This is a genomic window from Vibrio zhanjiangensis, from assembly GCF_030161235.1.
GTDB lineage: Bacteria > Pseudomonadota > Gammaproteobacteria > Enterobacterales > Vibrionaceae > Vibrio > Vibrio zhanjiangensis.
Genome location: NZ_BSPW01000094.1, coordinates 1 through 16,117 on the forward strand (window position 1 = coordinate 1; position 16,117 = coordinate 16,117).

At 43.0% G+C, this 16,117-nt stretch carries 19 protein-coding genes, 1 tRNA gene and 1 pseudogene; 14 read left to right on the forward strand and 7 right to left on the reverse strand.

Translation table 11 applies throughout. From position 1 onward, the window contains the following. Nucleotides 1-61 precede the first annotated feature (61 nt). From QQK21_RS20040 to QQK21_RS20065, 6 genes and pseudogenes are all read left to right on the forward strand, one after another. Nucleotides 62-352, forward strand: a pseudogene (locus QQK21_RS20040) (DnaJ domain-containing protein); the annotation flags it as partial. A 309-nt stretch (nt 353-661) separates the two neighbouring features. Continuing rightward, the gene (locus tag QQK21_RS20045) at nt 662-1,966 is read left to right on the forward strand and encodes a tyrosine-type recombinase/integrase (protein ID WP_284193942.1); all 1,305 of its coding nucleotides are present in this window, start codon (nt 662-664) and stop codon (nt 1,964-1,966) included. Next, nucleotides 1,956-2,915, forward strand: coding sequence for a hypothetical protein (locus QQK21_RS20050; protein WP_284193943.1), 960 nt, complete (start codon nt 1,956-1,958; stop codon nt 2,913-2,915). Before QQK21_RS20045 ends, QQK21_RS20050 begins: the two co-directional genes overlap by 11 nt. A 51-nt stretch (nt 2,916-2,966) precedes the next feature. After that, entirely contained in the window at nt 2,967-3,176 is a 210-nt protein-coding gene (locus QQK21_RS20055) for a helix-turn-helix transcriptional regulator (RefSeq protein WP_284193944.1), read from the forward strand. Next, nucleotides 3,176-3,505, forward strand: coding sequence for a hypothetical protein (locus QQK21_RS20060; RefSeq protein ID WP_284193945.1), 330 nt, complete (start codon nt 3,176-3,178; stop codon nt 3,503-3,505). Before QQK21_RS20055 ends, QQK21_RS20060 begins: the two co-directional genes overlap by 1 nt. A gap of 294 nt (nt 3,506-3,799) precedes the next feature. Beyond that, on the forward strand, nt 3,800-4,366 hold the full coding sequence (locus QQK21_RS20065) for a YagK/YfjJ domain-containing protein (protein WP_284193946.1): 567 nt from the start codon (nt 3,800-3,802) through the stop codon (nt 4,364-4,366). Between the two features lie 4 nt (nt 4,367-4,370). Here QQK21_RS20065 and QQK21_RS20070 read toward each other — a convergent pair whose 3' ends face one another. The 6 genes from QQK21_RS20070 to rpsU form a co-directional block, all read right to left on the reverse strand. Further along, on the reverse strand, nt 4,371-4,958 hold the full coding sequence (locus QQK21_RS20070) for a hypothetical protein (RefSeq protein ID WP_284193947.1): 588 nt from the start codon (nt 4,956-4,958) through the stop codon (nt 4,371-4,373). A gap of 190 nt (nt 4,959-5,148) precedes the next feature. Next, a tRNA-Ile gene (locus QQK21_RS20075) sits at nt 5,149-5,224 on the reverse strand. A gap of 141 nt (nt 5,225-5,365) precedes the next feature. Continuing rightward, nucleotides 5,366-7,219: an RNA polymerase sigma factor RpoD gene (gene rpoD, locus QQK21_RS20080; protein WP_284193948.1), complete on the reverse strand. Its 1,854-nt coding sequence runs from the start codon at nt 7,217-7,219 to the stop codon at nt 5,366-5,368. Nucleotides 7,220-7,302: 83 nt separating this feature from the next. Further along, on the reverse strand, nt 7,303-9,075 hold the full coding sequence (gene dnaG, locus QQK21_RS20085; protein ID WP_284193949.1) for a DNA primase: 1,773 nt from the start codon (nt 9,073-9,075) through the stop codon (nt 7,303-7,305). A 96-nt stretch (nt 9,076-9,171) separates the two neighbouring features. After that, the gene (locus QQK21_RS20090) at nt 9,172-9,615 is read right to left on the reverse strand and encodes a GatB/YqeY domain-containing protein (protein WP_284193950.1); all 444 of its coding nucleotides are present in this window, start codon (nt 9,613-9,615) and stop codon (nt 9,172-9,174) included. A 28-nt stretch (nt 9,616-9,643) separates the two neighbouring features. After that, a complete protein-coding gene (rpsU, locus tag QQK21_RS20095; protein ID WP_004396009.1) occupies nt 9,644-9,859 on the reverse strand; it encodes a 30S ribosomal protein S21 in 216 nt (71 codons plus the stop codon). 310 nt (nt 9,860-10,169) lie between these two features. Between rpsU and tsaD the strand changes: the two genes are divergently transcribed. Further along, nucleotides 10,170-11,186 carry a tRNA (adenosine(37)-N6)-threonylcarbamoyltransferase complex transferase subunit TsaD gene (gene tsaD, locus QQK21_RS20100; protein WP_284193951.1) on the forward strand — a complete coding sequence of 339 codons (1,017 nt, stop codon included), beginning with the start codon at nt 10,170-10,172 and terminating at the stop codon, nt 11,184-11,186. 108 nt (nt 11,187-11,294) lie between these two features. Next, nucleotides 11,295-12,116 carry an alpha/beta fold hydrolase gene (locus QQK21_RS20105; RefSeq protein WP_284193952.1) on the forward strand — a complete coding sequence of 274 codons (822 nt, stop codon included), beginning with the start codon at nt 11,295-11,297 and terminating at the stop codon, nt 12,114-12,116. 23 nt (nt 12,117-12,139) lie between these two features. Here the strand turns inward: QQK21_RS20105 and plsY are convergent, their stop codons facing one another. After that, complete coding sequence (gene plsY, locus QQK21_RS20110) at nt 12,140-12,736, reverse strand: glycerol-3-phosphate 1-O-acyltransferase PlsY (RefSeq protein WP_284193953.1); 597 nt, start codon at nt 12,734-12,736, stop codon at nt 12,140-12,142. Nucleotides 12,737-12,894: 158 nt separating this feature from the next. Between plsY and folB the strand changes: the two genes are divergently transcribed. From folB to ispF, 6 genes are all read left to right on the forward strand, one after another. Then, nucleotides 12,895-13,248, forward strand: coding sequence for a bifunctional dihydroneopterin aldolase/7,8-dihydroneopterin epimerase (gene folB / locus QQK21_RS20115; RefSeq protein WP_284193954.1), 354 nt, complete (start codon nt 12,895-12,897; stop codon nt 13,246-13,248). Next, complete coding sequence (gene folK / locus QQK21_RS20120; RefSeq protein WP_284193955.1) at nt 13,245-13,727, forward strand: 2-amino-4-hydroxy-6-hydroxymethyldihydropteridine diphosphokinase; 483 nt, start codon at nt 13,245-13,247, stop codon at nt 13,725-13,727. The genes folB and folK overlap by 4 nt, the downstream gene beginning before the upstream one ends. 23 nt (nt 13,728-13,750) lie before the next feature. Beyond that, entirely contained in the window at nt 13,751-14,554 is an 804-nt protein-coding gene (locus QQK21_RS20125; RefSeq protein WP_284193956.1) for an undecaprenyl-diphosphate phosphatase, read from the forward strand. A gap of 91 nt (nt 14,555-14,645) precedes the next feature. Beyond that, nucleotides 14,646-14,924 carry a cell division protein FtsB gene (ftsB, locus tag QQK21_RS20130; protein WP_284193994.1) on the forward strand — a complete coding sequence of 93 codons (279 nt, stop codon included), beginning with the start codon at nt 14,646-14,648 and terminating at the stop codon, nt 14,922-14,924. Between the two features lie 2 nt (nt 14,925-14,926). Next, nucleotides 14,927-15,628: a 2-C-methyl-D-erythritol 4-phosphate cytidylyltransferase gene (ispD, locus tag QQK21_RS20135; protein ID WP_284193957.1), complete on the forward strand. Its 702-nt coding sequence runs from the start codon at nt 14,927-14,929 to the stop codon at nt 15,626-15,628. Between the two features lie 3 nt (nt 15,629-15,631). Further along, complete coding sequence (ispF, locus tag QQK21_RS20140; protein WP_284193958.1) at nt 15,632-16,111, forward strand: 2-C-methyl-D-erythritol 2,4-cyclodiphosphate synthase; 480 nt, start codon at nt 15,632-15,634, stop codon at nt 16,109-16,111. The last annotated feature ends 6 nt before the right edge of the window (nt 16,112-16,117 follow it).

Consider the following 16,117-nt stretch of genomic DNA (forward strand, 5'->3'; position numbering starts at 1 on the left):
GTTAACGTAATGACAAAGTCGCTTGGTAATTAAGGTACGACAGAATCGCTTGGTGATCACACGAGGTGGGTTTGGGGGACGCTCCTCAAATGGACAATCGTACCACACTGGCGGCAATTGGCAGCAAGCGTCTGCGACTGATCAGCTTGGTGATGCCTACAAACTTCTGGGCATAGATAGCAGTGCTGATGCAAAGGCTGTTAAACGGGCACACAGAAAACTGATGAATGAGCACCATCCTGACAAACTTATGGCAAAAGGTCTACCACCTGAGATGATGAATGTTGCTAAGGAGAAGGCTCAGGAAATTCAAAGTGCTTATGATCTAATTAAAAAAGCGAAAGGTTTTTAGTAGAAAAGCATCTAGTCTAAATTTGGCAAAATAAAAAGCCTGATGAAATGTCATCAGGCTTTTTGTATTTGGTGGCCCCTCGCAGATTTGAACTGCGGACCAATCGATTATGAGTCCTAGAGTAGTTGTTTCTATCAATTCTCGCCTAATCTCACATTAGTATTATTGTCGTTTAAGTTCATGTGCTTACTGTCTTTGTGGTTCTTGTCTATTCTCACGGTATGTCATTCAGGTACACTCTTATTTGACTAATAACTTGACTATGAACTTGCCATAGTCAAATAACATACAGTGTTATACAGGTGTAGGATGGGTGTTTTAACAGTTTCAGGAATAACAGGGCTAAAGCCGAAAAGTAAGCCATATTACGAGTGGGACTCTGATGGTGAGCGAGGGACGGGTAAGTTAGGGGTTCAAGTTACCCCTAATGGAACAAAGCGATTTACTTTCCGCTACTTCACGGACAAGAAAGCTAACTTTATCCCTTTGGGGCAGTTCCCTGAATTATCGTTGTCAGATGCTAGGAAGAAACGTAAAGAGTATGGTGAATTGCTGCTACAAGGCATTGACCCCAAAGAACATATCGAAGCCACCAGCAAAGCCACTGAGCAAGCGAAACGGGAAGAAGCTAGAAAAGGTACGTTAGAACAGCTTTTTAACTCCTACACTTTTCAGATGAAGAAAGACGGTAAGCGAACCTATCGGCAAGTGCTTGAGTCATTAGAACGCAATGTCTATCCGCATATTGATAAAACCACCAAGGCCAAGGACGCAACCACCCATGACTTTATGTTGGTGCTGGCTGATATGATCAAGCGTGATGCGACAACTCAATCGAACCGAGTTCGTAGCTATTTGATGGCGGCGTATAACTACGGACTATTTCACGATAACGACCCTGCAAACTTCATTGATGAGGCTAAGTTTGGCCTAACAGTAAACCCAATCGCAGCGATACCAAAGCAGAAACACGCTGAGCGAGTCGGTGAGCACTATCTCAACCACACCGAAGTAAAACAGTTACTTGATGACCTTGAGCATGTGTTTGACCGCTTCAAAATGGGCCATTCAATCCGCAACCTATTAGCATTGTGTTTTTATACTGGTGGTCAGCGACCTTATGAACTGATTTCAAGTCGTTGGGATTCAGTAGACTGGCAACAGAAAACCCTACTCATTACTCCAGAATTATCAAAAAACAAGCGTTCGCACATCGTGCCATTAACCGATAGTGCTTTGCTGATTTTGCAGCGTCAACAAGAGCAATCACCAGAGAGCGATTACATATTTCCACATCGCTTTGAAAACAAGCCGATGCGCACTGATTCACTTTCACAAAGCATTACTCGTTATCGTGAAGCCACGTCACTTGTACGCCCGTTTGTTGCTCGTGACATTCGTAGAACATGCAAAACCTTAATGGGTGAGCTGGGTATTGGTAAAGACATTCGAGACAGGTTACAGAACCATGCGCTCAATGATGTGAGTTCAAAACACTATGATCGCTATGAGTATTTACCAGAAAAGCGCATAGCATTGGAGGCGTGGGAAAATAAGTTGAATCAATCTGAGGTTGATAACGTTGTAATGTTCGGGGGTATAGATGCTAAATAAAGACCAAAAGCAAGCCGTTAAACAATGGCTGAAAGACCATTCCATACCCGAGCAGGATTGGGATTTTATCTTCACTTCATTAGGATATGATCTTTGGGAAGTAAAAGGCCAAGAAAGCTATGCAGAGCAGCGAAAACAGTTAAATAAAATAGAGAAGAAAGCTACAGCCTTACTCAACGCATTGAATGAACTATCGTGGGAATTATCAGAAGAACTACATAATGAGTTAGAAACTCAATATGATGATAGGTCAGATATACTCATCGATGAAGATGAGGATGAAGATGAGGATGAAGATGAGGATGAAGACAGCGAGTCAGGCTTTGAATTTAGAAGTGAATTTGAAAAGGGGCTAGACGAAAATTTAGAGAAATCAGAGTTACTCTACCTTCACGATAAAGAGTTAGATGATTGGTACTCAAAAGTGCCAATTGATGGACAGGCCAATATATTCAATTACTTGGAAAGGCTTATAACTTCAAGTCAAAACCTCATAGAAACTAAAGCATCAAGTCGTGATAATGAACTTTACCCGTTATTAGTACTAAGTTGCGAGCGAATCGGTGAAAGGCATGATGTTACGTTGAACGAAGAAAGCATAAAACTTTTTATTTGTGCCTGTACCAGTAAAGATAGAGAAGCAGTACATCGGCAATGGCAGCGATTGAAGGTTACGACTTCTAAGAAGGTAGGCACTCAATTCAATGAGGTTGTGGATCTTGAGACAGAAATTGCGGCTCAATATGAACAGCAGTGGAAAACTATTTTTGATCACAAGCTCAAATCAGATGGTGGGGTAGCTCCTATGTGGATTCATTGGGAGTTAGTTGAGCTGTTTAACGAAAGCCAATCGGAAAACGATTACCCTAGTTTTTTGCAAGATGTACTTGATAAAGGGGTTGGGGACATTTTGAAAAAATACGGTTTAAATTGTCCCTTACCTGATTGAGAATACTTGAAATAATCTCACCACAATCAAGAACCAATAGGAGGTACGATTGTGGTAAACCCATCCAAATATCCATCTAAATTTGACCGTGTATTAAGCGCTGATGAAGTTGCTTTTATTCTAGGTAAATCTAAGAAGACCCTGTGGCGTTTATGGCGCAAACAAAATGCTTTCCCTAAACCTATCTTGATCGCAGGGCGTTGCTGTGGCTGGCGAGAAAGCACTGTTAACCGCTTTCTAGAAACTGGGGAGGTTGCATAATGCTGTATCGTGACCGAATCCAACAGTTAGGACTGCCAGAGTATAAAGGGGGTAAGCATCGTCACTATTTGATGATGTTGCTCATTCAAGGCTATCGTATCAATACTCGCTTGTGTCGATTCATTGGAATAGGCAATCTGCATAGTGAAATATCCACCCTAAAGGAAAAGTACCGTTTTCCTCATTCAAAAAAAATGGGTTTAGTTGCTGATCCTGTTACTGGTGAAGTGCCACCTAAAGAGGTGCTGATCGTCTGGATGAGCGAGGCTCAGAGAAAGGATTACCTTGCTAGAAAGAAAGCCCCCAATCGTAAGCCTAAAAGCAGATGATTGAGAGCTTATCTGTGAATATGCTGGTGGATTGAATCTTGGCGGAGTCGTCCACCAGTCAAAACAGCATAAGCGAGAACTGACGCAAAAGCCATCAATTCACGGTGGCTTATTATCTGTCCCTACGTGAGAACTCATTTCTAGGTTTTTTAGGCTGAATTTTTGCAAGCCAATTTAGGTTAGGCAGTACAAGCCTAAAAGCCAAAGGTTAGCAAGGTTGATGTAAGTGCTTGCTAACTTAGGTTCTTGGGTGGGGGTATTTCATAATATCTATAGGGCATTTAACTGTTACCTATGCGATACCTATCTAATTCACCATATATAAAGCATCAAGGGCAAATTTGGTCGGTTAATGCTGGTGACAAATATCAAATCAGCCCTAAACACATAAAGCGCATCATAGAGCAACTTAACTTGATGTGTGCAAAGTATCGGCGTGTGTTTGTGGTGGTGTTTGATTTACACATGAACAGCTATACCGAAGATAACCAGATTATTAGCCATTTCCAGCGCAAGCTGTTTGCCAGCATCAAATCGAAGTATCAAGTTAAAGACATTGGTTTTGCGTGGGTGCGAGAGATGGAGAAAGCCAAGCAGCAGCATTATCACTATGCGTTGTTTCTCGATGGCAAACAGATTCGACACCCCGATACACTGTTAGACGTGATTCAAGAAAAGTGGATGTTCGCTGGTGGTGGTCATGTATATACGCCTAAGAACTGCTACACCATGATTTTGAAAAATGACTTTGAGGCAAAGCAGCAGGTTATCTATCGGTTGTCGTATCAGGCAAAAGAGCGCGGTAAGGGTTATCGAGCACCGCAAGCCAAAGACTATTCAACCAGCCGCTTAAAACCCTAAGTTTCTAATCTATTTCGTATGGCCCAAAGTGCCTTTGTGCTTCACCGATACCAAAGCGCTGGTTAATGTCGTCAAATATAGATTGATGGAGGGATTTGATTTGTGAGTCTAATTGGCGGTATTTCTGCCAGTGCTGCCCCTTGCGTTTAAAATGACCGTCAAAGCGGAAACCAAAGTTTTGAACCTTTGCCAGTAGGCGATCTAATTTGCGGTATTTACGTTCGCTGGTGCTTTCTGATTGGCTTTTATAGTGGAGGCCATGACAACAGCGACACGCCGCAACACCACCCTTAAAATAAAGCTGCTTGCGGTTCTGAGAGCATTTAGGGCATTGCAGATAAACACGTTCACCACCAAGGTTAACCGCTTGCCTAATTAGAGTTAGTTCGTGGCGATGGCTTTTGCCTCGTAGCTCATAACTGACAATGGCAATGTCACCAAAGAACCCCCAAGAGAAGCCCCATAATTGAAAGCCATTGCGGGAAGCCTTAGTTTGACCCGTTGAATTGTCTCTAACCATTTCCTTTTTATGCAAGGCGGTTAGGTCAAGGCATGGCACATCATCGGTATAAGTTCTAGTTTGCTGTTTCATATCGTTTCCAATCGTATTGATTTAATTATAACCGATTGAATAGGCGAGATTTTGGAAGAGGAGATTTACGCGATAAATTCTAATGCGAAAATGAAAGGCACGTAGTCCTTATTTGACTAACTATTTGACTATGTAATGACAGACATAAAAAAAGGTTAGTAAACACTATGCTTACTAACCTTCTAGAATATGGTGGCCCCTCGCAGACTTGAACTGCGGACCAATCGATTATGAGTCGACTGCTCTAACCACTGAGCTAAGGGGCCTTTGTAGGTCCAAGATTATAGGGGATGATGATCGGGCTGTCTAGAGACTATATAGGGTAATTTAGCCTATATTTTATCCACTTAAACTGTTTGATTATAAAAAAGGCGAGCATGTGCTCGCCTTTTGACCTGACAGGTTAATTATTCATCTAAGAAGCTGCGCAAAGTTTCTGAGCGGCTAGGGTGGCGAAGCTTACGCAGTGCTTTCGCTTCGATTTGTCTGATACGTTCACGAGTTACGTCGAACTGTTTTCCGACCTCCTCAAGAGTGTGGTCAGTATTCATATCGATACCAAAACGCATACGAAGAACTTTGGCTTCACGAGGTGTGAGGCCTGCTAGAACATCTTTTGTCGCAACTTTTAAGCTTGTAGAAGTTGCTGAGTCTAAAGGGAGCTCCAGAGTTGTATCTTCGATAAAATCCCCTAAATGCGAATCTTCATCATCGCCAATTGGGGTTTCCATTGAAATAGGTTCTTTCGCAATTTTAAGCACTTTACGAATTTTATCTTCGGGCATTTGCATGCGCTCTGCCAGCTCTTCTGGGAGTGGTTCTCTACCCATTTCCTGTAGCATTTGACGAGAGATACGATTCAGTTTATTGATCGTCTCAATCATGTGTACCGGAATACGTATAGTGCGAGCTTGATCGGCAATAGAACGAGTGATCGCTTGTCGAATCCACCATGTTGCATAAGTTGAGAACTTATAGCCGCGGCGGTATTCAAACTTGTCAACGGCCTTCATCAAGCCGATATTACCTTCTTGAATCAGATCCAAAAATTGTAGACCACGGTTGGTGTATTTTTTGGCGATTGAAATGACAAGACGTAAGTTAGCCTCGACCATTTCTTTCTTCGCTCGGCGTGCTTTCGCTTCACCGATAGACATTCTGCGACTGATGTCTTTTATACTTTGAACCGTTAAAGAAGTTTCGTCTTCGATCATTTTAAGTTTCATGATTGAACGACGTATATCTTCCTCATTATGCCGAATTTTTTCTGCATAAGGTTTATCTGATGATAGAATTTCATCTAGCCATGCTTCGCTTGATTCGTTGCCGGTGAATAAAGTGATAAATGACTTCTTCGGCATCTTGGCGTATTCAACAGAGGCTTTCATAATCAAGCGTTCTTGAGTACGAACACGTTCCATTGAAGTGCGTAACTCGTCAACTAAATAGTCAAACTGTTTTGGCGTTAGGCGGAACTCTTTGAAGACATCCAAAACAAGTTCATGGGCTATCTGAGCTTTCGGGCTTTCGTTGCCGAACTCATTACAAGCTAGCTGATAGTTTTGGAAGGTATTCCGTAGTGAAGTGAATTTCTCGAGTGCGAGTTCAGGATCAATGCCTGTTTCCTCTTCCTCTTCCTCGCCATCTTCATCATCGTCATCGACATCTTCGTCGTCTTCATCATCCAAATCTGACTCAGCAAGCTCTGAACCTATGTGAGTTGCTGTTGGCGCTGTTGTTTCATCAGCATTTGGATCAACGAAGCCTGTAATGAGATCAGTAAGGCGCAGTTCTTCAGCTTGAACTTTATCGAACTGCTCAAGAATGTAAGGAATGGTTCCCGGATATTCAGCAACAGCATGTTGAACTTGGTTAATACCATCTTCAATGCGTTTTGCAATATCGATTTCGCCTTCACGAGTCAGTAGTTCTACTGTTCCCATCTCGCGCATGTACATACGCACTGGGTCCGTGGTACGGCCAATTTCATTTTCTACGCTAGATAATGCTGCTGCAGCGGCTTCTGCGGCATCTTCATCGGTAATAGTGTCATCGTCATTCAAAGCGAGATCATCGGCATCCGGTGCGGTCTCTACGACTCGAATGCCCATGTCGTTGATCATTTGAATGATGTCTTCAACCTGCTCAGAATCTACGATTTCTGCTGGCAGGTGGTCATTAACTTCTGCGTAGGTCAGATAGCCTTGTTCCTTGCCTTTAATGACAAGTTGTTTTAGCTGTGACTGCGGATTTTGATCCATAGACGGTATCCAACTTAGTATCTGGTGAAGGAATTAGTATGCGAGTGCAAACCACATATAATAACACATTAAATTGTTGCTGACTATTCGAACAGGGTTACGCCTTTTAAATCTAGCATTAAAGCTAGCAGCTCCCTTCTTTCTTCGGTTGATAAACCGACACTTCTTTCTTTGGCCTGCAGATCTTCAATCTGTTTTTCGACACACTGAGCTAATATTTTATCCAGTGAATCTAAAAAAATATCTTGTTCATTGTCTTGATCAAGCGGGATTGCCCATCCTGCTAAGCGAGACAAAAGAGCCTCATGGCTCGTATTTCGCCAATGCTCGATGAGTTGGCCTGTAGTTATATTGGGGTGTTGATGGCAGTATTCAAGCACCTCAATGAATAATCTTAATCCGGGTACGGACAGCTCTCTTACTGCTGATAGATCCGGTACCATTTGAGCATAGCTTGGATTTTGAATAAGCAAAGCAATCACTTCACGCATTGGTGTTCGTTTTAGTTCTTTGTGGGGCTGAGGTGTTTGATCTTTATGCCTTATTCTCGGTTGGCGTCTGTAGCTGTCAAAGCCAGTTATCTCATCCAATCTCTTTTCCAAAAGTTCTTGGAAGTAGGGATCAGGAATTTTATCGATCAATACGCTGGCGTATGCTCTGAGTGCTGATTTACCCTCATGGCTACCTAAGTTAAGGCTATGAATATCAATTAAATTTTCAAAAAGATAATGAGAAAGTGTTATGGCGTTGTTTACTTTATCTTCAAATGATTCTTTGCCGTGCTTACGAATATAGCTATCAGGGTCTTCGCCATCTGGAAGGAATAAAAATTTGAGTGTGTTGCCCGTTTTTAGATATTGCAGTGCATTTTCTAGCGCACGCCAAGCAGCTTCTCGACCAGCTCGATCGCCATCATAACAACATATTACAGTGTTTGTTTGTCGAAACAGTACTTGGATATGATCACCTGTTGTTGATGTACCCAGTGATGCTACAGAGTAATTGATACCATACTGAGCCAGTGCCACCACATCCATATAGCCTTCAACAACCAATATTTGAGGGGGCTCGCGATACGCCTGCATCACTTCATAAAGGCCGTATAACTCTTTCCCTTTATGAAAGATGTCGGTTTCTGGTGAGTTTAAGTATTTCGGTGTGCCGTCACCAATGATTCTGCCGCCAAAGCCAATAACTCTTCCTCTTCTGTCACGAATAGGAAACATGACTCGACCGCGAAAACGGTCATATCGACTGCCTTTATCGCTTTCTATTAGCATTCCACCAGATAGAAGCATGGCTTGATTTTGGGGTGTTTGACCAAAATTCCTTCGAACGAGATCCCATTCATCAGCGACATAGCCAATGCCGAACTTTTTAACGATCTCACCAGAAAGCCCTCTATCTTTGAGGTAGTCTATCGCAATTTTACTACTCGCAAGCTTTAATTGGTCGCGGTAAAAATTGGCAATACTTAGCATTAAGTCATAAAGACTACGCTTTTGTTGGCTGCTTACTTGTGTTGTTTTGGTATGAGGTGTGCTATTTTGACGTTGTTCTCTAGGCACATCTAAACCTAGATAGGAGGCAAGTTCGTCAATCGCTTCTGGAAACTCTAATCTTTCGTATTCCATCATGAAATCGATGGCGTTGCCGTGTGCGCCACAACCGAAACAGTGATAGAATTGCTTTTCCTGACTGACACTAAATGACGGTGTTTTTTCGTTGTGAAATGGGCAACATGCACCGTAGTTTTTGCCTTTTTTTTTGAGCTTCACACGAGCGTCAATGATGTCGACGATATCGAGTCGAGCAAGCAAGTCATCAATAAAGCTTCTGGGGATTTGTCCTGCCATAAACCTCTAGAATACGAAAAAAGAATAATCGGCTAGATACAAACAAGCCGTGCTTTCCTTAGGTTAGCACGGCTTGTTGCAATGTGATGTGGGCATTTAGCCAAGCTTAGCGCGAACTAAACCACTTACTTTACCCATGTCTGCACGCCCTTGAATTTGTGGCTTTAGCACACCCATTACCTTACCCATATCTTGCATGCCAGCTGCTTGTGATTCAGCAATTGCATTTTCTATTAATGCAGTGACTTCTTCATCAGTCAGTGGTTGAGGCATGAACTCTTTGAGTACTGTAATTTCAGCTTGCTCAGCGTCAGCAAGGTCTTGTCGACCTGCGGATTCATACTGGGCGACAGAGTCGCGACGTTGTTTAACCATTTTCGTCAGCACAACGAGAATATCATCGTCGTTCAGAGTAATCCGTTCGTCAACTTCACGTTGTTTGATAGCGGAAAGAGCTAAACGTATTGTGCCAAGGCGTAATTTATCCTTGGCTTTCATCGCTAATTTTTGCTCTTCTTTGAGACTGTCAATCAGAGCCATAACTAAATTCCTTTTCGAACTTAGTTAATTAGTACAAGCGAACGCGACGAGCGTTTTCGCGAGCTAGCTTCTTAGCATGACGCTTTTGAGCAGCTGCTTTAGCGCGTTTGCGAACAGTAGTTGGCTTTTCGTAGTGCTCACGACGACGCACTTCAGAAAGAATACCTGCTTTTTCGCAAGAGCGTTTGAAACGACGTAGAGCAACGTCGAACGGTTCGTTTTCACGTACTTTAACTATTGGCATATGCCTTTCACCTCGGGGGTTATTCATTAATGCTGAATTTAAGTACCTAGCGTCAGTGCTGGGTCAATAGTCAGCTTGATCAAAAATGGTGCCGAATTTTAATCCGATCATATAGGGTTTGTAAAGCCCTTTGTCGTCAATCGCAAACTGCTCATGACTAACTATAAGGGTAGCAGTCAATCCAAAGCTTAAATAAACAGTCTATCTACTGGGCTATTTTGACAATCAGCACACAAGATTTGTTTGCCATGCAAAGCCAAGGTAAGATTGCGCTAATGAAAAATTACAGAATAAGGCACCTAGGTTAACCATGCGCATTATTGGTATTGAAACCTCGTGTGATGAAACGGGCATCGCGATTTATGATGATGAGAAAGGGTTACTTTCTCACCAGTTATACAGTCAAGTAAAACTCCATGCTGATTATGGTGGAGTGGTGCCTGAACTCGCTTCTCGAGATCACGTTAAAAAGACGATTCCACTAATAAAATCTGCAATGGCAGAGGCTGGTATTTCGCCTCAAGATGTGGATGGTATAGCTTATACCGCGGGCCCTGGTTTGGTTGGGGCATTATTGGTAGGAGCGACGATAGGTCGCAGCCTTGCTTATGCTTGGGGAGTGCCCGCTGTCCCTGTACACCATATGGAGGGGCATCTACTTGCACCTATGTTAGAAGATAACCCGCCGCCTTTTCCCTTTGTTGCTGTGCTGGTATCTGGTGGACACTCTATGATGGTCGAAGTTAGGGGAATTGGGAATTATAAAATTCTAGGCGAGTCGATTGATGATGCTGCCGGTGAAGCTTTTGATAAAACAGCCAAATTAATGGGACTGGATTATCCTGGAGGGCCAATGCTGTCCAAATTGGCCGAACAAGGTACGCCGGGAAGATTTAAGTTTCCTCGCCCAATGACCGATCGTCCGGGTTTAGACATGAGTTTTTCTGGTTTGAAAACATTTACAGCTAATACCATTGCCGCTAACGGCAGTGATGAACAAACACGAGCAGACATTGCATTAGCATTTGAGGAAGCGGTGTGCGCAACCCTTACCATCAAATGTAAGCGTGCGCTTGAACAAACAGGACTTAAGCGAATTGTCATTGCTGGTGGTGTCAGTGCCAATCGTAGGTTACGTTCTGATTTAGCTCAGCTGGCCGATAAAATAGGCGGTGAGGTTTATTATCCTCGCACTGAGTTTTGTACTGATAATGGTGCCATGATTGCGTACGCAGGTATGCAGAGACTCAAAAATGGTGAAGTATCCGATCTGTCAGTACAAGCCGTTCCTCGTTGGCCAATCGATCAACTTAACCCGATAGACTAAGTTGATCACTGCCAATAGGCCATTTGTCAAAACTGGCTTTTCTTCTTGCTCCCTTATCATGGGAGATAGCTTGAATCTCTGTATTAGGTATAGCGAACGGAATTAAGTATGAATAAATTCCTGGTAGATGATCACCAAATGACTTATCTGGATGTTGGGCAAGGGCCAGTGATCATCTTTGGTCATAGTTTTCTAATGGATAGTCAGATGTGGTGGCCACAAGTCGAGATGTTGAGTCAGCAATATCGATGTATTGTGCCTGATTTCTGGGCTCATGGTGAGTCCCAAAATGCGCCCCCCTTAACCAAAACGCTGAAAGATTATGCGAAGCAGATTATCGCTTTGATGGATCAAATAAAGGTTGAACAATTTTCCATTGTTGGCTTATCACTTGGTGGAATGTGGGGGGCAGAAATAGTGGGCTTGGTTCCTGAGCGTGTTCAATCTTTGGTGTTGATGGATACTTTTGTTGGTTTAGAGCCCGAAGTTGCCTATGAAAAGTGTTCGGCCATGCTGGAAAATATTTCATCGGCGCAGCGAGTCTCTCAGGCCATCATAGAGGCACTTATTCCGATATTTTTTGCAAGAAATGCCGAACAAAACACTCCTGAACTGGTCGCTTATTTACGTCGCAGTTTGTCGAACATCAAAGGTGATAGAGCTATTGAAATTGCGCGAATAGGGCAGATGGTATTTGGTCGTCGTGATCAGTTTAGCGATATTGAACAATTTGACTTACCAGTGTTAATCGCTGTTGGTCAAGAAGATGTGGCTCGGCCAGTTTTGGAGTCTTTTCTTATGCATGACAGTATTGCAGGCTCTGAACTGGTTCAAATTCCGCAGGCTGGGCATATATCAAACCTAGAGCAGCCTGAATTTGTCTCAAGAATGCTATTAACTTTCTTCGCCAAAGTGTTCTCAGATAAATAGTCTGAGCTTGGGGGAATACCTTGTTAGAGTTGGTTTTTTTGACTGATTTTGGGCTCGGTCCCTTCTAATAGGCGGCGAATGTTTTTATGGTGTCGAAAGATAATTAAGCAAGACAGCATGGCAACGGGCAAGGTGTACTGTGGTTTAATCATCCATGTATAGAAGGGTGCTAATAACACAGTGGTAATCGCTGCGAGCGAAGAATAGCGAAATAATATGATGACCGTTAGCCAAGTCGCGATGAGCAATGATGTTAGCGTCAGACCTATCGGAGCAATGGCTCCTAAAGCAGTCGCGACTCCTTTTCCTCCTCGAAAGTGGAAGAAAATAGGGTACATATGTCCCAAGCAAGCGGCAATCGCAATTACCCCAAGGAGAATCGGGCCAATATCCAAAAAGTAGCCAGTCCAAACAGGAATCGTTCCCTTGAGCATGTCACATAAAAGTACAGCTATGGCTGCTTTTTTTCCGCCAATACGCAATACATTGGTTGCGCCAGGATTTTGAGACCCGACACCACGAGGATCTGGATGTTTCAGAATTCGACAAATGAGCACGGCACTTGAGATCGAACCCAGAAGGTAAGCAAAGATGATCATCATTGGAGCAATAGTGGTCATAGTGTCGTTACTCGCGATAAAGAGGTGTTAGCTGAGAAAGTAATTGTTATCATATAGCGCTTACAGTACTCAAACTACCGAGCTAAAGCCGTTTGAAGAAAATAGTACGACTTTTTATTAAATTTGGGTATCCGACCTCTCATTAGGAATCAAAACGCATGGATAAAGTATTTATCGAGCAGTTAGAAGTGATCACGACGATAGGTGTCTATGACTGGGAACAAAGCATTAAACAAAAGCTAGTGCTTGATATTGAAATGGCTCATAGCAACCAAGCCGCAGGTAAAAGTGACAATGTGGCTGATGCTCTTGATTATGCCGAGGTGAGTGCAGCAGTACTTTCTCATATAGAATCAGGCCGTTTTTTTCTGGTAGAGCGTGTTGCTGAAGAAGTGGCAGAATTGATTATGCAACAGTTTGGTGTGCCTTGGGTGAGAATTCGTTTAACTAAGCCTGGTGCAGTTGCACAAGCATCTGGTGTGGGGGTCGTTATTGAGCGAGGTCAGCCATGACAAAAGCATACATTGGGGTTGGCTCCAATATAGACAGACGTAAACACATTGAGGCGGCGGTTCTTGAGCTAAAAGAAATTGGCCAAAACATACGCTTGTCAACAGTTTATGAATGTGAAGCCGTGGGCTTTGATGGTGATGCTTTTTATAATCTCGTCATTGAGATGGAAACGTCCTGCGACCTGATGGGCTTCTCACAGCGACTGCGTAATATCGAGCTCAAATGGGGGCGTGAAGATCGTTCAGGAAAACTTCAATCACGCACGATTGATTTGGATATTATCTTATTTGGTCAACATGTATCTGAGAAAACGCCAGAGTTGCCTCGCAGTGATATTTACAAATATGGGTTTGTCATAGAGCCGCTTCGTGAGTTGTGCGCTGAGTTGACAGTACCCAATGATGGTCGAACGATCGAACAAATATGGTCTGAATTGTCCTACCCAGAAACCTTAACCAAAATTGACCTTTGGTTTTAATTATCAATCTAACTGAGATTCTAATGAGTTACTTTGAAGCTTTCATTCTTGCCTTGATACAGGGCTTTACCGAGTTTTTGCCCATTTCTAGTTCCGCACACTTGATTTTGCCATCCGCAATATTTGGCTGGCAAGACCAAGGATTGGCTTTTGATGTAGCTGTGCATGTGGGTACACTTGCCGCAGTCGTGATTTATTTTCGAAAAGAAGTGCTTACTTTATTCTCAGCTTTTTTGGCCTCAATATTTAAAGGTGATCGTAGTAAAGAGGCAAAATTGGCATGGATGATTGTTATTGCGACTATCCCCGCGTGTGTCTTTGGTCTGTTGATGAAGGATTTTATTGAACTGTATTTACGCAGTGCTTGGGTAATTGCGACCACGACCATTATTTTTGGCTTGCTACTTTGGTATGTTGACCGATGCGCTTTGCTTACTAAAGATGAATATCAAATGGATCGAAAGAAGGCGTTATTGATAGGTATTGCGCAAGCATTGGCAATGATCCCTGGGACGTCTCGTTCTGGTATAACCATTACAGCAGCCCTTTATTTTGGGTTTACTCGCGAAGCCGCTGCTCGATTCTCTTTTCTGATGTCGATACCAATTATTCTTCTTGCCGGAGCCTATTTGGGTTTAAAGCTTATGAGCAGTGGAGTAGCCGTTGATACTAATATACTTTATACGGGGATCGTGACGTCTTTCGTCAGTGCTTATGTATGCATTCATGTGTTTCTTAAACTCATCTCGCGTATGGGCATGACGCCATTTGTTGTTTATCGCTTAGCGCTGGGACTTGGGTTGATTGTGTTTTTATTAGCATCGTAAATCTCGTTATTGGACCCAATCATACTGTCGCGAGATTGGTGACATTATGGTATACATGAAGTTCGAATCTCTGTCATTGTTAGAATTGTTTATGCGAATTTTTGCCCTTGTTTTATTGCTATTGTTAGGCTGGTTGCAGTATACGCTGTGCCTGGGCAAAAACGGTATTTCTGATTTTAAGTCTGTACAGGCTGAAATTGAGGTTCAGCATCAAGTTAATGGTAATTTGCAAAACAGAAATAGTGAGATGTTTGCTGAAATCGATGACCTTCGCCAAGGCTTAGACGCGATTGAAGAACGTGCGCGTCACGAACTTGGCATGGTCAAAGAGGGTGAAACATTTTATCGAATTGTTGAAGAGAACAACTAATTATGAATCAACAATCTACCATTATCGCTCTTGTGCCAGCTGCTGGTGTGGGAAGTCGTATGGGTAAACAGCTTCCTAAGCAATATCTTGTGATCAATAACAAATGCGTACTTGAACATACCGTGGATAAGTTGCTAGACCATCCTGATATCGACAAAGTGGTGGTGGTACTTAGCGAAAACGACACATATTTCCCTCATTTATCCATTGCATGCAATGACAATGTACTGACCGTTGTTGGTGGGCAAGAGCGAGCTGATTCGGTTTTGGCTGGTTTGACTTTCATATCTGAGAAAGTAACGTCTGATTGGGTGATGGTCCATGATGCTGCGAGACCCTGCTTTAGCAAAGAAGATATAGATAACTTAATTGAAGCGTCATTGAATCATGCCGTTGGCGGTATTCTGGCCTCTCCCGTGAGAGATACCATGAAAAGGTCAAACCCAGCGGGTGACACTGAACATACAGTTGATCGAGAGAGATTGTGGCACGCACTGACCCCACAAATGTTTCGGACAGAGCAACTGATGACAGCGATAAGTGAGGCACTATTGAACGGTGTCAATATCACAGATGAAGCATCAGCTATGGAATGGTCTGGTTATTCTCCTGCTCTTATCAAGGGGTCGATGGAAAATATAAAAATAACTCAACCTGAAGATTTGGCTCTGGCTGAATTCTACCTAACCAAGAATAAAGGATAATTTATGATTCGTATTGGTCACGGTTTTGATGTTCATAAATTTGGTGGAGATGGTCCAATTATTATTGGTGGCGTGTCTGTTCCGTATAAAAATGGTTTAGTTGCGCATTCTGATGGTGATGTGGCTCTGCATGCTCTATCTGATGCTTTGCTTGGTGCTATCGCCGCTGGCGATATCGGTCGTCATTTTCCTGATACTGATGATAAATGGAAAGGGGCTGATAGCAGAAGCCTGCTCCGCGATGTTTATCGAAAGGTTAAAGAGGAAGGGTATGTGCTTGGTAATGCCGATGTGACCATTATTGCTCAGGCTCCCAAAATGGCCCCCTATATTGACGCCATGTGTGAAACAATAGCATTAGATCTTGAAACCGATATCGGTAATGTGAACGTAAAAGCCACGACAACTGAGCAGTTAGGCTTTACGGGACGTAAAGAGGGCATTGCGACTCACGCCGTTGTGGTACTGTTAAGGCACAAGTAATAGCGC

Excerpts from the sequence above, each read along its gene's own strand:
- QQK21_RS20045 (WP_284193942.1), top strand. The coding sequence starts at position 662 with ATGGGTGTTTTAACAGTTTCAGGAATAACAGGGCTAAAGCCGAAAAGT.
- QQK21_RS20050 (WP_284193943.1), top strand. The coding sequence starts at position 1,956 with ATGCTAAATAAAGACCAAAAGCAAGCCGTTAAACAATGGCTGAAAGAC.
- QQK21_RS20060 (WP_284193945.1), top strand. The coding sequence starts at position 3,176 with ATGCTGTATCGTGACCGAATCCAACAGTTAGGACTGCCAGAGTATAAA.
- QQK21_RS20065 (WP_284193946.1), top strand. The coding sequence starts at position 3,800 with ATGCGATACCTATCTAATTCACCATATATAAAGCATCAAGGGCAAATT.
- QQK21_RS20070 (WP_284193947.1), bottom strand. The coding sequence starts at position 4,958 with ATGAAACAGCAAACTAGAACTTATACCGATGATGTGCCATGCCTTGAC.
- rpoD (WP_284193948.1), bottom strand. The coding sequence starts at position 7,219 with ATGGATCAAAATCCGCAGTCACAGCTAAAACAACTTGTCATTAAAGGC.
- dnaG (WP_284193949.1), bottom strand. The coding sequence starts at position 9,075 with ATGGCAGGACAAATCCCCAGAAGCTTTATTGATGACTTGCTTGCTCGA.
- QQK21_RS20090 (WP_284193950.1), bottom strand. The coding sequence starts at position 9,615 with ATGGCTCTGATTGACAGTCTCAAAGAAGAGCAAAAATTAGCGATGAAA.
- rpsU (WP_004396009.1), bottom strand. The coding sequence starts at position 9,859 with ATGCCAATAGTTAAAGTACGTGAAAACGAACCGTTCGACGTTGCTCTA.
- tsaD (WP_284193951.1), top strand. The coding sequence starts at position 10,170 with ATGCGCATTATTGGTATTGAAACCTCGTGTGATGAAACGGGCATCGCG.
- QQK21_RS20105 (WP_284193952.1), top strand. The coding sequence starts at position 11,295 with ATGAATAAATTCCTGGTAGATGATCACCAAATGACTTATCTGGATGTT.
- plsY (WP_284193953.1), bottom strand. The coding sequence starts at position 12,736 with ATGACCACTATTGCTCCAATGATGATCATCTTTGCTTACCTTCTGGGT.
- folB (WP_284193954.1), top strand. The coding sequence starts at position 12,895 with ATGGATAAAGTATTTATCGAGCAGTTAGAAGTGATCACGACGATAGGT.
- folK (WP_284193955.1), top strand. The coding sequence starts at position 13,245 with ATGACAAAAGCATACATTGGGGTTGGCTCCAATATAGACAGACGTAAA.
- QQK21_RS20125 (WP_284193956.1), top strand. The coding sequence starts at position 13,751 with ATGAGTTACTTTGAAGCTTTCATTCTTGCCTTGATACAGGGCTTTACC.
- ftsB (WP_284193994.1), top strand. The coding sequence starts at position 14,646 with ATGCGAATTTTTGCCCTTGTTTTATTGCTATTGTTAGGCTGGTTGCAG.
- ispD (WP_284193957.1), top strand. The coding sequence starts at position 14,927 with ATGAATCAACAATCTACCATTATCGCTCTTGTGCCAGCTGCTGGTGTG.
- ispF (WP_284193958.1), top strand. The coding sequence starts at position 15,632 with ATGATTCGTATTGGTCACGGTTTTGATGTTCATAAATTTGGTGGAGAT.